Genomic DNA, 13,998 nt, shown 5'->3' with positions numbered 1-13,998 from the left:
CATATGAAAGATAGTCACCACTTACTTTTCTGTGAATTATTTGTACATATCCAGTTCTATAGTACTCATTATATCAAAAAATACAATAAACAGGCTATTATAAATGGATAGTATTATTAAAAATACTTAAAATTCCCTTTGATGCGACCCTTTTTATAAGCTTTGTAGGAATCATATATTATTACCAATTTTTAACAATTCGACGGATAGGAATTTTGATATGACGCTAGCTCCATAAGATCCCCCATTATTTACTTCAGCAAAAAACGCAGCCAGAAAAGGTTCGGCAACGATCACCGACTGTCTTTCTTGACTACGTATTTTAAACCTCTTAGTTTAGTATTTGTTTTGTGGTGCTGCATCTATTGACTATCTCCGTCTCGTAATAAAATGATGGTGCGTTGTAAACCCTCTCCATTCTTTCATATGTGTATGTAAATCTCTTCTTTGTAGTCTCGTTTCAGTGGTTTCCATATCAAAAGTAGAATCTGTATTCATGGTGTCATCAACTATAAATATTACCGGAAACTCATACGTCGTTCGAACTAAATATACCATTCTACGTTCATCACGATCTGCTTCAATAATATGCACTGTTATTGCACTAAAATCCATTATTTCTTCCCCTTGATAATAGTACTTCACTTCTCCCATCTCCTCTTTTTAAGAATAAAAACCTTTCCTTTAATTTATCATAATTAGTAAAAAATAACTATTGTATATAAGGAAAGTTCCCCTTTACTGCTGGCATGAATAGGTGTTAAATGACGGTTTCTTTGAAATGATAAAAAACCCCCAAATTCGAGTTTGGAGGCTAAATTGTTTTAATAGATCAACTATCATTTTTTTCGTTAGTTTTAGGGAACTGCACGGTTAATTCTTACTTTGATATTCTTTTAATAACTCTTTTGCTTTTTTGCTATCCGCTTCTAGTTTTAGACCAGTTTCAACTAAAGGACTGACTGTTGAAAAAGCATTCATTTTGTTGCCTTGGTAGAAACTTTTAAATTCTTCTTGATTTACGGAATATAGAATAGACTGACGTAATGGAATACTTGTAGACACATCACGATCTTTCATATTGAAGGATAGATATGCGACACCGTTACTTTTGTTTTGTTGCAAAGTTAGCTTATTATCATCTTTCACAATATCGTATTTATTTTCTGGAACTCCATTTAAAATATGGATTTCGCCGTTACGTAATGCAGATAATGCACTTTCTGGGTCTTGAATAAACTTCACTGTTACTGCTGAAATTTTCGGTTCATATTCTGTACCTGTCATGTATGCTGGATTTTTCACAAAGTGCGCTTCGTAGTCATTTTTGAACGTTAGGATGTAAGGTCCACTTGCATAAAGTGCATTATTGTAGCCCTTGCCCTCTGTTACTGTTTTCTGATCACCATAAGCGATATCTTTGTTGACGTCATATTTAGCAATATCATACGTGTTAATACTTTCAACTTGTTTCTTTGAAACGATACCAGCAGATTGATGTGCTAAGTAATTTAGTACTTGTGGGAATGGCTTTTCTGTCGTTACTTTTATAATTTGATACGTTCCAGATCCGTTATTTGCTTTTGTTTTATCTGTTACTAATTTTGAAATCTTTTGATCTAGACCTTTTTCTAATTGTTCGCGAACAGTCGCTTGACCATCCGTAGATTTTATATCTAACTCTTTTAGGTCTCTTACAATTGAAATGTCTTTCATACTTTCATGAAGACTGAACGTGCGGTGGTCAGGTACAGAGTTTTTGTCTTTAGCACGATCTAGCGAGAACTTTAAATCTTCTGCCCCTACACGTTCACCTGAGTCAATTGCTTTTTTGTCTTTAACTGATGCAAAATGAATGTTATCACGTAACAAGAAGTAATAATCCTTACTACCATCTGCAATCGCATGATTTAATGACAATGAGCCATCTGATACAACTTCATCATCATCCGTTAAATTGACTAAGCGAACATACATATTCGTATTTAATGTATTAATAGATCCATCATTTCCTTTGATCGGATCTAATGAAGTTAAAGCACCAATTCCTTGTTGAACAATTAATGGTTGTGCTGCGCTTTTAGACTTATCTTTGAAAGATATTGCTTCCCACACCGCTGCTCTAGATTTTGGTAAGCGCACCGTTTTTTCATCGATTACTTGGTTATTAACAGCTTGTGCTTTATATGATGTATAAAGTGGTACGATATAAGCATTATCAAAAACAACATGTTGTTCTAATTCTTTATATGTGTTTGTATAATCATCTTTTAATTGTGTACTTGCTTTATCTACTAATTTGTCTACTTCTTTATCTGCAAATAAACTATTGTCTCCATTAGATGTAAATAACGAACGAACGGCGTAATCAGGGTTACCTGTTACAGTTGTCCAGCTACTTAGTGCTAAATCATAGTTACCAGCATCTTTTTGCGAAGTGAAGCTACCATAATCGGGTTGTATATTTAGCTTTACATTGAATCCATTTTTTGTGAGCTGATCACGCAGAATATTTAAATCATCTTCACCAGTGCTCATTCCTAAAATTTCAATAGATGGGCCTTTCGTTTTAGAATCTGTTTTAGATTCCTCTTTGTCTACATCTGATTTCGTATTTACACAGCCTGTTAAAACGAGTACTACTGCTGCTAAGAAAAGTAATAATCTCTTTTTCATTTGTATTCCTCCATAAATAATATTTATCAATCCAATTTTGGATCTAAAGCATCTCTTAACCCATCCCCTAAAAAGTTAAAGGAAAGTACCAATATAATAATGGCTATTCCCGGGAAAATTGCTAAATAAGGATTGGTTTCTAGATACATGCTACCAACTTTTAAAATATTGCCCCATTCTGGAATGTGTGGTTCTACGCCTAATCCTAAAAAGCTCAAACTACTTGTTGCAATTACGGCACCGCCTATAGTTAATGTAGCTTTGACAATCATCGGCGCAAAAGAATTCGGGACAACTTGCTTGAATATTATTTTCCAATCTGACTCGCCTAGTGCTTTTGCAGCCTCCACGAATTCTAAATTGGATACCATCATGACATTGGCACGCATAGTTCTAGCATAAGTCGGAATGGAACCTACGCTTAAAGCAATGATCAAATTTAGCGTATTTGCACCAAAAGCGGCTATAATCGCAATTGCAAGTAAGATTCCAGGAATCGCGTATAGTACATCTAAAATACGCATAATTACATTATCAATCGACTTGCTATAGTAACCGGCAACAGCTCCTAAAAAGCCACCAATTACTAACGGAATGATCGTGGATACTACCCCAACGATTAATGAAATACGTGCTCCAAATATAATTCGCGAAAAGACATCTCTACCAAAGTTATCTGTGCCAAACGGATGAGCTAAACTCGGATTTAGAAGCATTTCTCCATAATTATTTTCTACAGCAAATTCATATACAAAAGTACCGTAGCTAGCGATTGAAATAGCAAATGTGAAAACTACAAATAGTAAACCAAGCATTGCAGTGAAATTTTTTGTGATCTTAAACCAAATCTTATTCCACTTATCAATCGCTGACATGTCTCGATTCGTACTTTTTAATAACACACTATACCCTAAAATGAAACCAAATACGTTTCCAGTAAAGCCTGTAATAATTAAAGTAATGCCTAACCATTTAAATGAAGGATTGCTATGACGTTCCATATCCACCTTGCCAAAAATAACTACTACTGCGACATCAAAGACGATTAATACAGTAAACATCAGCGTTGAAAGTAAAAACGTATCTGATACATATGGTTTAAATAGATTTAATAATGAAACTGAAACAATTAACAATTGAGTCAGCACCATATAATAGGAAAGCGTATATTCAATAGAACCTTTCCGACGCAACATACGAAAAGCGTAGGTTGTCGTAAAAACATTTCCCACTAAAATACTCAATAGTTGTAATCCACTCATTAACCGCGTTCTTTTTTCGATAACCCCAGTATTTAGTAAATCTCGTTTCATACAAAATAGAATAATAGCTTGCCAGCCTGTTACAACTAAATAAGTTATTGCGAAAAAGCCCCAAACTTTGTTCCATGTTCCCTCTGTAAAATCAAAGGTATTCACTAAAAAAATGAGCATTAGTGCAATTGAAATAACAAAGACAAAGAGTGCATGTTTAAACTCTTGCGACTGTTTCAAAGCAAAATCCTGTTGTGCTGTCATTTCATACACCTCGTTAAGTATTTTTCATTTGCGATCGAATTCTCGGATTTAAGAAAGCGTATAAAATATCAACGGCTAAGTTTACAAGTGAAATAGTGATGGCTATGTAAACAACACCCCCTAAAATAGACGGAATATCGGGTATGAATTGTTTGTCTACAATATAACTTCCTAAGCCACTAATATTAAATACTTTCTCTGTCACTGCTGCCCCGCCTAGCATGCCACCAAATTGCAGGCCGATAATCGTAATAATAGGAATGATTGCATTACGCAAAGCATGGTTTATAAATACTCGACTTGGCTTTAACCCCTTCGCTTTCGCAGTCACAATATACTCTTCATTGATCACTTCTAAAATAGACGATCTTGTCATGCGTGCTATAGAGGCTGTTAATCCAGTACCTAGTACAACCACAGGCATAATAATAGATAACCAATCATCCGGAGAATACGTAGCCGGTAATATGTGCCACTTTATAGAAAAGTTTAAAATGAAAACAAGTCCTTGCCAAAAGTTAGGAATAGATAAGCCGATTAATGCGACAAACATAAAGGTATAATCCCAGAAGGAGTTGGGCTTCGCTGCAGAAATCATTCCAACTGGTATAGCCAACACAATAGCCATTAACAATGACAAAAAAGCAATCGTTAGTGTTATAGGGAATTTGTTTGCAATGCTTGTCATAATATCCTCATTGCCTGTAAAAGAATAGCCTAAATCTAACGTGAGAATCCCTTTGGTCGTATCCCATAATTGCACCCAATACGATTGATCCAAACCATATTGATGATTGAACTCTGCACGTTGTTCTGCTGTTGCAGATTCCCTTAGAATATTAGCTGCTGGATCGGAAGGCGAGAAATGCAAAATTGTAAATACAAAGATGGTGACTGATATTATTACGAAAACAGTCATCAGTAAACGTTCAAAAATATAACGAACAAGCGGTCTCGCATAGATTAATAAGAACAAATACATCATGATTCCTGGTATAAAACTCACCACAACAAAGCTTTTATTTTGTAGGCATTGTGCAAAGATGTGCTGATAATTTGTATTGCTTTGATCTGTTGTTTCCAATTGTACTTTTGCCATTTTCAAAATTTGTTCATTTGCCAGCTTTGTTGCTTCTTCCCGCATTTCTTGTTCACGGATGGACTCATGAAAATATAGCTTTTTACTTCGGTATTGTTCCTCATACCGATGAATCAGTTCACTATAGGTAGAAGATTTCTTGATTGTTTCCATATGATTGAATAGCATTTGCTGATACTGTGTGTTCTTATATTTTGTTTTATAGATGCACCACATCACGATATGGACTGGTAAACCTAACAAGAATAATATGTACTTAAAAAAAAGGAGCGAGCTTAACTTGCTATAAATATTCGCTAAACTACTTCTATTTTGCTCTCTTACCTTTTCTGTTTTCATTTTCAGAAAGATCACTCCATTAATATTGATTATTCCTAGCGGTTTAGTATACTATTAGAAACAAAGTATAAATTTTAAATTATTGGAAGTCAAGGTTATTATTCTAAATTATTAGTAAAAGAGGAATTATAATATGGATAGAATTTTAAAGGTTGATAACTTACATATTTCATTTGTCTCAAATCATGAAGTCTTTGAGGCGGTTAAAGGGGTTTCTTTTGAAGTACATAAAGGAGAGACATTAGGGATTGTTGGTGAATCGGGTTCTGGAAAGAGTGTCACTGCGCGCTCCATTATGAGTTTACTTCCATCTCCACCTGAGTTAATGACAGAAGGTGCTATCGAATTTGCAGGTAACACGATTTCTACTTTTACCGACCACGAAATGGAAGCCGTTCGTGGAAAAGAGATTAGTATGATCTTCCAAGATCCAATGACATCTCTAAATCCTACGATTAAAGTGGGAAAGCAAATCGATGAGATTCTAACCAAACATCAGCAGCTTACTTCAAAAGAAGCAAAGAACAGATCAATTGAAATGCTTCAACTCGTAGGGATAAAAAATGCCGAAGAACGTTACAATCAATATCCACATGAATTTTCTGGGGGAATGCGTCAGCGTGCCATGATTGCAATGGCTCTCGCCTGCCAACCAAAACTACTCATTGCTGATGAGCCAACTACTGCACTCGATGTAACGATTCAAGCTCAGATACTGCGCTTAATGAAAAAAATGCAACAGCAATTTGGTACTTCGATTATTCTAATCACGCATGATTTAGGTGTAGTGGCCGGTATGTGTGACCGTGTCGTCGTCATGAAAGAGGGCGAAATAGTCGAAACAAATACGACTGAAGAACTTTTTTCTTCTCCTCAACATCCGTATACAAAGAAATTACTGAATGCTCTTCCCCGTATGGATGAGAAGAAAAAGCCAAAAGGAGTATTACATTTACCAGCAGATATTAACCCTGACAAACCCCTTATTGAAGTACACGATTTAAATCAGGTATTTCCACTTGGAAGTGGGCGTACTTTAAAAGCTGTCGATTCTATTAGCTTTTCGATTCAACCTGGTGAAACATTAGGACTCGTTGGCGAATCCGGTTCTGGAAAATCTACTACCGGTAGATTACTACTACAGCTTCAAAAGGTTACTCATGGGGAAATTTTATACAAAGGTATGGCTATTAACCGATTAAGCAAAAAGGAAATGAAACTGCTTCGTAAAGAGATTCAAATTATTTTCCAAGATCCTTATGCTTCTTTGAATCCACGCATGAAGGTGTTGGATATTATAGGCCAATCTTTAGATATTCATCAATTATGTAAAAACAAATCCGAACGACTTGCACGTGTGGAAGAATTATTAGAACTGGTTGGCTTAAAAAAAGAACATGCAATGCGCTATCCTCATGAATTTTCAGGTGGGCAACGCCAAAGAATTGGTATTGCCAGAGCTCTAGCTGTGAACCCAAAATTTATTGTTTGTGATGAGCCACTATCAGCACTCGATGTCTCTATACAAGCGCAGATTGTCGAGTTGCTAAAAGATTTACAAGAGAAATTCGGATTAACCTATTTGTTTATCGCACATGATTTATCAATGGTAAAGCATATAAGTGATCGTGTCGCGGTGATGTACGCAGGAAAAATTATTGAACTTGCAGAAAGCGAAGAACTCTATAGCAATCCTATTCATCCTTATACGAAATCATTATTATCTGCTGTACCCGTTCCCGATCCTTCTATTGAATCGAAGAAATTAAAAACAGATTCAGTAGAAGCACCACAATATGATTTCAGCCAAAGTACTTTGCAAGAAGTGAATCCTGGTCATTGGGTATTGGTAAGTAATTAAATACTCTACAAAATACGTAGCCATAAAAACGAGGCTACGTATTTTATTGTCTTTTCTTTCTAAAGGGAAAGACAATATTTAAAAATAAAATAGACCAATATTAGTGTTTAAATAATAATACCTTTTCTATATTCGCCTATATCAAACTTACTTTCAATTCCCTTCATCACCAAATACTCCTGCAAATGGAATTTTCTTTTTACGTCACTTATTTCTGTATACAAAAATCCCAAACCTCTAAAGAGATTAGGGATTAAACTGTATCAATCGTTTAAACTAACATGATTTCACGATTAATTTGGAGACTGGTTCTGATTGTTGTTTTTTACTTCCTGGATATTCGTATCACTATACATTGCCGTACCTTGTCCACCAGTTTTTGCAAGTATGGCTTTTACTTCATTATAAGACAAGCCGGACTCTGCATTTTTTCTTTTTACCTCATCGATATCTGTTCCCGAAGACGTAAAATTCCCCTCTTTGTTAATGTTCATCAAGACACCTCCATTTTGGTATACCTTTATGTTCCCTCAAGTTACGATTATTATGAGTGACACGTATTATACAATGAAATCAATTGATCGTTTTTTTACTTTTGTCTATTCTATGATATTCGGAAATTTGAATTACCCTAACTTTACTTGTATTCAGCTCGTGATAAATGCCTCTACTATCCGTAAACGAAATATATTGATCCCGCTCATTTTGAATTAGCTCTTCCGCTTTTTCTTGAGATTCGATATGGATAAACCTTCTAATGTAATGCTCTTCATCAAAAAAGTATGTTACTTTGAATTCTTTCATGATTATTTTTCTCCTCAATTGTATTTTCCAAATACCGGGCCGTGGTTATTTATTCAACTCTTCTTTATGTTATCCAAAATACATCACTTGAAGCCTATTTATTAGTATTTTCAGTCGGAAAGTTATTTACGCGATAGCAAAAAATAGTAGTTACTTACCAATTGTTTTGGGGAGGAGTGATTTTGCGACATACAAAATCCCCCAAACCTAAGTTTAGGGGGATAAATTGTATTAATTGTTCAAACTATCACGATTTTCACTTTAGTTTGGGTGACTGGCACCGATTAATTCGCAACGGAGAATTATATGTCTTTAACTCCTGTTTTAACTACTTTGATTTCCCTTGATATAGCTTCTTCACGTGCCAGAATTGCAGCTTCTACAATATCAAGACGATTTTGGTAAGCTACTTTGACTACTGCGTCTTTTATATTACTAATATGCCATTGAGCTTCTTTAGTTTCAGTCATACCGTATTCTACCATTTCTTTTTTTGCGTCTTTCCAGTTGATTTTTTCCAACGCTGTGATTACTTCATTTGCTATATTTTGTACTTTTATATCTTCTATTAATTTAGTTATTATTTCAGATAATTTATCAAGATGATCTTTACCATCAGATACTTTACCTTGTGCTGCTTTTGATAATTTATCATATGCCGATAATGCTGCTTTCACTTCCGCTTCATTTTTAACCCCAACATTTTCTACAGTTAATGTTAGTGCTTTTTCATGTGCTTCACGGAAAGATTTTGCGGCTGCTGTCGCTTCAGCTTCTGCCTTTTCTGCTTCCGCTTGTGCCTTATAGCGATCAATTTCCGTTTTTTGTGCTGCTAAATTTGCAAGGTTTGCAAAATCAGCTTCTGTTGCACCTTTTGCTATTGCAGCTTCTACTGCTGTTTTTGCCGCATTATATTGTGTTTGTGCTGTTGCTAACTTTGTTGCATCATCAATTGAGTTGTCTTTATAGAACATGAGGGCTGCTAATTTTGTTGTTGCATCTTTAATTGCTGTTGGTTTCACTTCTTCGTAGCGATTAATTTCTTTTCCTTGCGCTGCTAATTTTGGATAATCCGAGCCGAAATCTGACGTTACTGCACCTTTCGCTATTGCAGCTTCTACTGCTGTTTTTGCCGCATTATATTGTGTTTGTGCTATTGCTAACTTTGTTGCATCATCTATTGAGTTTTCTGTATAGAATATGAGGGCTACTAATTTTGTTGTCGCATCTTTAATTGCTGTTGGTTTCACTTCTTCGTAGCGATTAATTTCTTTTCCTTGCGCTGCTAATTTTGGATAATCCGAGCCGAAATCTGACGTTACTGCACCTTTCGCTATTGCAGCTTCTACTGCTGTTTTTGCCGCATTATATTGTGTTTGTGCTATTGCTAACTTTGTTGCATCATCTATTGAGTTTTCTGTATAGAATATGAGGGCTACTAATTTTGTTGTCGCATCTTTAATTGCTGTTGGTTTCACTTCTTCGTAGCGATTAATTTCTTTTCCTTGCGCTGCTAATTTTGAATAATCCGAGCCGAAATCTGACGTTACTGCACCTTTCGCTATTGCAGCTTCTACTGCTTTCTTTGCTGCATCGTATTGTGATTTGGCTGTTGTTAAACTTGTCGAATCCTTAATTGATTCATCATCTGTAAATTTGAGCTTGCCTAATTCAGTTGTTGCTTTTGTAATTGCCACTTCTTTCGATTCTTTTCCTTCATAACGGTCAATCTCCGTTTTTTGTGCTGCTAATCTCCAATAATTTGTTCCAAAATCTGATGTTATTGCACCTTTCGTTCTTGCGGCTTCTACTGCTGTTGTTGCGGCATCATATTGGTATTTAGCCGTTGTTAAATTGGCTGCATAACGAATTGAATTAACAGCAGTATATTCAAGTCTTGCTAATTCGGGTGTTGCTTTATTAAGTGCTACTTCTTTCGTATCTCTTCCTTCATAACGGTCAATCTCCGTTTTTTGTGCTGCTAATCTCCAATAAATTGTTCCAAAATCTGATGTTATTGCACCTTTCGTTCTTGCGGCTTCTACTGCTGTTGTTGCGGCATCATCTTGGTATTTAGCCGTTGTTAAATTTGTTGCAGAACGAATTGAATTAACAGCAGTATATTCAAGTCTTGCTAATTCGGTTGTTGCTTTATTAAGTGCTACTTCTTTCGTATCTCTTCCTTCATAACGGTCAATCTCTCTCGATTGCGCTGCTAATCTCCAATAATTTACACCGAATTCTGACGTTACTGCACCTCTTGCTACTGCAACATCAACTGCTACTTTTGCTTCGTTATATTGCCTTCTAGCATCTACTAAATTTGTTACATGATTAATTGTATACACTTCATAAAATTTTAAAGCTCCTAATTTAGCTATCGCTTCGTTTATGACTGAATAATAACTACCTGGGCCTGAATTTATAGTACCCGTTTGTCTTCCGTTTTCTACTATAATTATTTGTCCACCTGGTATTGTAATCGTACCGTTTGCCACTGTCTTGCCAGCGTACCATAAACCATTGTATTGGATCACACCTTCATTTAATCTTGCGCCGTTGTACAAATTACCCTCGAATACTTTTAGTACTGTATTCAATGCACCATTAATGTATAAATATCCAGTGTTCGGGTGAAGTCCTGTAAACGCCGTCCCATTTAAGTAAAATACTCCTTCATACGTACCATTCGCTTTTTTGCCATTTGAATAATATATGTCTACAACTAAACCTGTATAGGCTTTACCCTTTAAGTAATAAGTCCCTTTATATGTGCCAGTTGATTTAACACCATTTTTATAATAAATGCCTTTTGCTATACCCGAATAAATTTTACCGTTTAAATAATACCTTTCTTTATATATACCAGTTGCCTTTTTTCCATTTTTGTAATAAGTATTACCTTTTGCACCGGTGAATAACTGTCCGTTCTTATATACTTTTCCTTTATAAGTTACCGTGCCTCTTACTACTTTTTTAGTAGCTTTAAAAACTAATATTCCATTAGAAATTTTGTAATTTGTTGCCGCTGAGGCATCTTCAGCTCCGCCTACTATTGCACTTGTAATAATTGCCGCGCCTAATGATAATGAAATTAACGGTTTAATAAATCTCAAATTATACTTCCCCATTTTAATCTCCTCCACTTTTCAACTACACAGAATTTAAAAGCATACAGCCAATAAACATTGACCAAATACGGTATTTTATGAATTGGCGAATGCAAAAATGCCTAATGCGTATCTAATCATGCTCAAGGTTAAAATTAAATTGAAGAAAAGATGCAGATTGAAGTTTAATCAGAATGGAATAATATTCATTTATCAAGATTTTCAAAGTCACTCTGTTAGAAGTTAATGATGTTATAACAATTAGTTCTGAGACTATTCAAAAGACAAAAAGGATTAAATTTTATCAGTTATGAAGAAAAGGCCATATGAACTGTCGGTAGTGTTATGTATGTACAGGTGTGTTAATTAACCCATTTTAACGGTAAAAAACAACACAATATTCCCCTAATCAACATACCTGGTGTATTTATAATTTACTACAACAAAAAACGTAGCCAGAAAAGACTAGGCCACGTTTAGCGCATGTCTTTTCGACTACGTATTTTAAAATGATTAAGGTTCGCTTAGTTTGCAACCTTCATCTCTGCATAAGCACCTGGAGATTTTCTTGTTTTGCTTTTTAGGACAACATAATATTTCGTGCCAGGTTTTAGATTTTTATTGGTTGTAAGTTTTAGCTGTTTCTTTAATGCTTGTTGGACTTTCATCGATTGTTCTTTACCACCAATTTGCAACAAGGAAACTTTCGCTTTTTTCATAGTGCTCCAGTTCATTTTCGTACTACTTTTAATGGTGATCGTTTTTTGAGTTGCTTTCAAATTAATACTTGAGAGCTTGTTGTAACTTTTCAATTGTTTTTTTAAGAAGTCGCTATGGCTGTACTCTACTTCTTTACCGATTGGTGTTGTGACATTTGGTTTGATGCCTTTTTTCTGTATTTTCTTGCCGTTTGGTCCTGTGAATTCCCCGACGGTCAATTTCAATTGGCTGCCGTCTTTTAAAGGAAATACTAACTGCATAACACCTTTTCCATATGTAGTTTGGCCGTATATTGTTGCCGCTTTTTGGTCTTTTAATGATGCTACTGTCATTTCAGAAGCGCTTGCTGAATGGGCATCCGTTAAAATTGATACAGGTGCGTTCCATCTTACTTTTTGCTTCACTGGATCCATAGAATAAGTTTCGTCTTTGTCTTTTAACAAATAACCAACTTTGGCTTTTGGGAATAATCCAATGACATCTCCTGCTGCTGTTATATAACCGCCACCATTACTTCTTAAGTCAAAAATCCATCCCTTCATACCAGGCATTGACTTAATTGCTTTTTGAATCTCTTTGCCACTATTCTCTGCAAAACTATTCAGACGTACAAAACCAATATTACCAGCTAGTTTTTCTGTTTCAACATTTGGTATATTGATGACTTTTCGCGTTACCGTTTTAGTAAATGTACTGTTAGTTGTAGAACGATAGATGGTTAAAGTTACTTCGGTATTTTCTTTTCCCGTAATTAGTCCCCATACCGTTTGAGATGCTTCCCCTTTTAAATCCTTGTCTCCCACTGCTTGTATAATATCTCCTGGCTGCAGCCCTGCTTTATCAGAAGGCCCACCTTCCATAATAGAAGTAATTATTATTCCCTTAGGATCTTCTTCAAGCGTTACTCCGATCCCTACCAACTTCATATCAATTGCATTCGCGAATTCTTCATATTCATCTTTTGTCATATAGACTGAATATGGATCTAACTGGCTTGTCATTTCTTGAATTGAATTACTATTTAATGCTGTTTTAGATATATTCGGATAATAATATTTCTCCACTAATTCCTTAGCTTCATCCAGTGGTTCCGCTGCATAAGCAACAGACGTCGTAAAGAAAGCGAACAAAGCAATAAGACCTAACACATAAATACGTAGTTTTTTCATATAATCCCTCTTATAATAGTAAATTTTATAGACTATTATACCCTATTTTAGATAACAATAATACTATTATTTATATAATATTCATTAATTTACAAATTAATAGTGTAGCGTTTTCTAGAATTAGTGCCGATTGTTGAAAAGTGCTTAGTATTTTTCACATATCAAAATCCCCTGAACTTAAGTTAAGGGGTGATTGCTTTAGTATCCGCTATTGTGAGTTTTGACTACTGATACCAAATCAATTATATGCTCCATCAAAGAAGTTTTGCATATGACCGACTACACCATAGTGGAAGCCAGTATAATTTCTGAAAAGTTCTTGATATTCTTTCACGTTTATAATCTTGTTGTCTTTTAAATAGGGTGTATTTTCAGCATTATTGTATCTGGAAACTTTCGTTTAATATTCTTTATGATGTCCAAAATACAAGACTTGAATTCAATTCATGATTATTTGGGTGGCTGTGGTCGTCGTAAATAATGTTCTTTTTATAGATCAAATTTTGTTTGTTGCGGAAATGAGGGTGATTGTTGCGGAACTCTCCTCGTTTGTTGCGCAAAGTGCTTTGTTTGTTGCGGAACTCTGCCTGTTTGTTATTATTCTGAATATTCACGTCTTAAAGAGTAAGAAAAAGCCCCTGATTTGTTGGAATCAGGGGCTGAATTGTATCAATTGTTTAAACAAACGTGTTTGTTTGGGTGA

At 35.2% G+C, this 13,998-nt stretch carries 10 protein-coding genes; 2 read left to right on the top strand and 8 right to left on the bottom strand.

Translation table 11 applies throughout. The features are described from left to right. Positions 1-369: 369 nt before the first annotated feature. The 4 genes from JFL43_RS07755 to JFL43_RS07740 form a co-directional block, all read right to left on the bottom strand. Positions 370-645, bottom strand: a complete 276-nt coding sequence (locus JFL43_RS07755) for a hypothetical protein (protein ID WP_200748569.1) — start codon at positions 643-645, stop codon at positions 370-372. Positions 646-873: 228 nt separating this feature from the next. Continuing rightward, complete coding sequence (locus JFL43_RS07750; RefSeq protein WP_200748568.1) at positions 874-2,676, bottom strand: ABC transporter substrate-binding protein; 1,803 nt, start codon at positions 2,674-2,676, stop codon at positions 874-876. Positions 2,677-2,702: 26 nt separating this feature from the next. After that, complete coding sequence (locus JFL43_RS07745; protein ID WP_200748567.1) at positions 2,703-4,193, bottom strand: ABC transporter permease; 1,491 nt, start codon at positions 4,191-4,193, stop codon at positions 2,703-2,705. Positions 4,194-4,206: 13 nt separating this feature from the next. Then, complete coding sequence (locus tag JFL43_RS07740) at positions 4,207-5,631, bottom strand: ABC transporter permease (RefSeq protein ID WP_200748566.1); 1,425 nt, start codon at positions 5,629-5,631, stop codon at positions 4,207-4,209. Positions 5,632-5,764: 133 nt separating this feature from the next. Here JFL43_RS07740 and JFL43_RS07735 point away from each other — a divergent pair, with 133 nt between their 5' ends. Continuing rightward, positions 5,765-7,492, top strand: a complete 1,728-nt coding sequence (locus tag JFL43_RS07735) for an ABC transporter ATP-binding protein (protein ID WP_200748565.1) — start codon at positions 5,765-5,767, stop codon at positions 7,490-7,492. Positions 7,493-7,785: 293 nt separating this feature from the next. On the opposite strand, the gene JFL43_RS07730 is transcribed toward JFL43_RS07735, so the two are convergent. The 4 genes from JFL43_RS07730 to JFL43_RS07715 all read right to left on the bottom strand — a co-directional run bounded on the left by JFL43_RS07730 (position 7,786) and on the right by JFL43_RS07715 (position 13,295). Further along, positions 7,786-7,986 carry a gamma-type small acid-soluble spore protein gene (locus tag JFL43_RS07730; protein ID WP_100794781.1) on the bottom strand — a complete coding sequence of 67 codons (201 nt, stop codon included), beginning with the start codon at positions 7,984-7,986 and terminating at the stop codon, positions 7,786-7,788. Positions 7,987-8,065: 79 nt separating this feature from the next. Continuing rightward, positions 8,066-8,296, bottom strand: a complete 231-nt coding sequence (locus tag JFL43_RS07725) for a hypothetical protein (RefSeq protein WP_200748564.1) — start codon at positions 8,294-8,296, stop codon at positions 8,066-8,068. 302 nt (positions 8,297-8,598) lie between these two features. Then, a complete protein-coding gene (locus tag JFL43_RS07720; RefSeq protein WP_200748563.1) occupies positions 8,599-11,427 on the bottom strand; it encodes a toxin-antitoxin system YwqK family antitoxin in 2,829 nt (942 codons plus the stop codon). A 503-nt stretch (positions 11,428-11,930) separates the two neighbouring features. Further along, positions 11,931-13,295, bottom strand: coding sequence for a S41 family peptidase (locus JFL43_RS07715; protein WP_200748562.1), 1,365 nt, complete (start codon positions 13,293-13,295; stop codon positions 11,931-11,933). A 464-nt stretch (positions 13,296-13,759) separates the two neighbouring features. On the opposite strand from JFL43_RS07715, the gene JFL43_RS22400 reads away from it, so the two are divergent. Further along, positions 13,760-13,998: hypothetical protein (locus tag JFL43_RS22400; RefSeq protein WP_234447660.1), on the top strand; the 239-nt coding region annotated here is incomplete at its 3' end.

Source organism: Viridibacillus soli, assembly GCF_016612995.1.
In the GTDB taxonomy this organism is placed as follows: domain Bacteria; phylum Bacillota; class Bacilli; order Bacillales_A; family Planococcaceae; genus Viridibacillus; species Viridibacillus soli.
The sequence above is the reverse complement of the archived record's forward strand: the minus strand, read 5'-3'. Positions and strand labels throughout refer to the sequence as shown.

Excerpts from the sequence above, each read along its gene's own strand:
- JFL43_RS07750 (WP_200748568.1), bottom strand. The coding sequence starts at position 2,676 with ATGAAAAAGAGATTATTACTTTTCTTAGCAGCAGTAGTACTCGTTTTA.
- JFL43_RS07715 (WP_200748562.1), bottom strand. The coding sequence starts at position 13,295 with ATGAAAAAACTACGTATTTATGTGTTAGGTCTTATTGCTTTGTTCGCT.
- JFL43_RS07740 (WP_200748566.1), bottom strand. The coding sequence starts at position 5,631 with ATGAAAACAGAAAAGGTAAGAGAGCAAAATAGAAGTAGTTTAGCGAAT.
- JFL43_RS07720 (WP_200748563.1), bottom strand. The coding sequence starts at position 11,427 with ATGGGGAAGTATAATTTGAGATTTATTAAACCGTTAATTTCATTATCA.
- JFL43_RS07730 (WP_100794781.1), bottom strand. The coding sequence starts at position 7,986 with ATGAACATTAACAAAGAGGGGAATTTTACGTCTTCGGGAACAGATATC.
- JFL43_RS07745 (WP_200748567.1), bottom strand. The coding sequence starts at position 4,193 with ATGACAGCACAACAGGATTTTGCTTTGAAACAGTCGCAAGAGTTTAAA.
- JFL43_RS07725 (WP_200748564.1), bottom strand. The coding sequence starts at position 8,296 with ATGAAAGAATTCAAAGTAACATACTTTTTTGATGAAGAGCATTACATT.
- JFL43_RS07735 (WP_200748565.1), top strand. The coding sequence starts at position 5,765 with ATGGATAGAATTTTAAAGGTTGATAACTTACATATTTCATTTGTCTCA.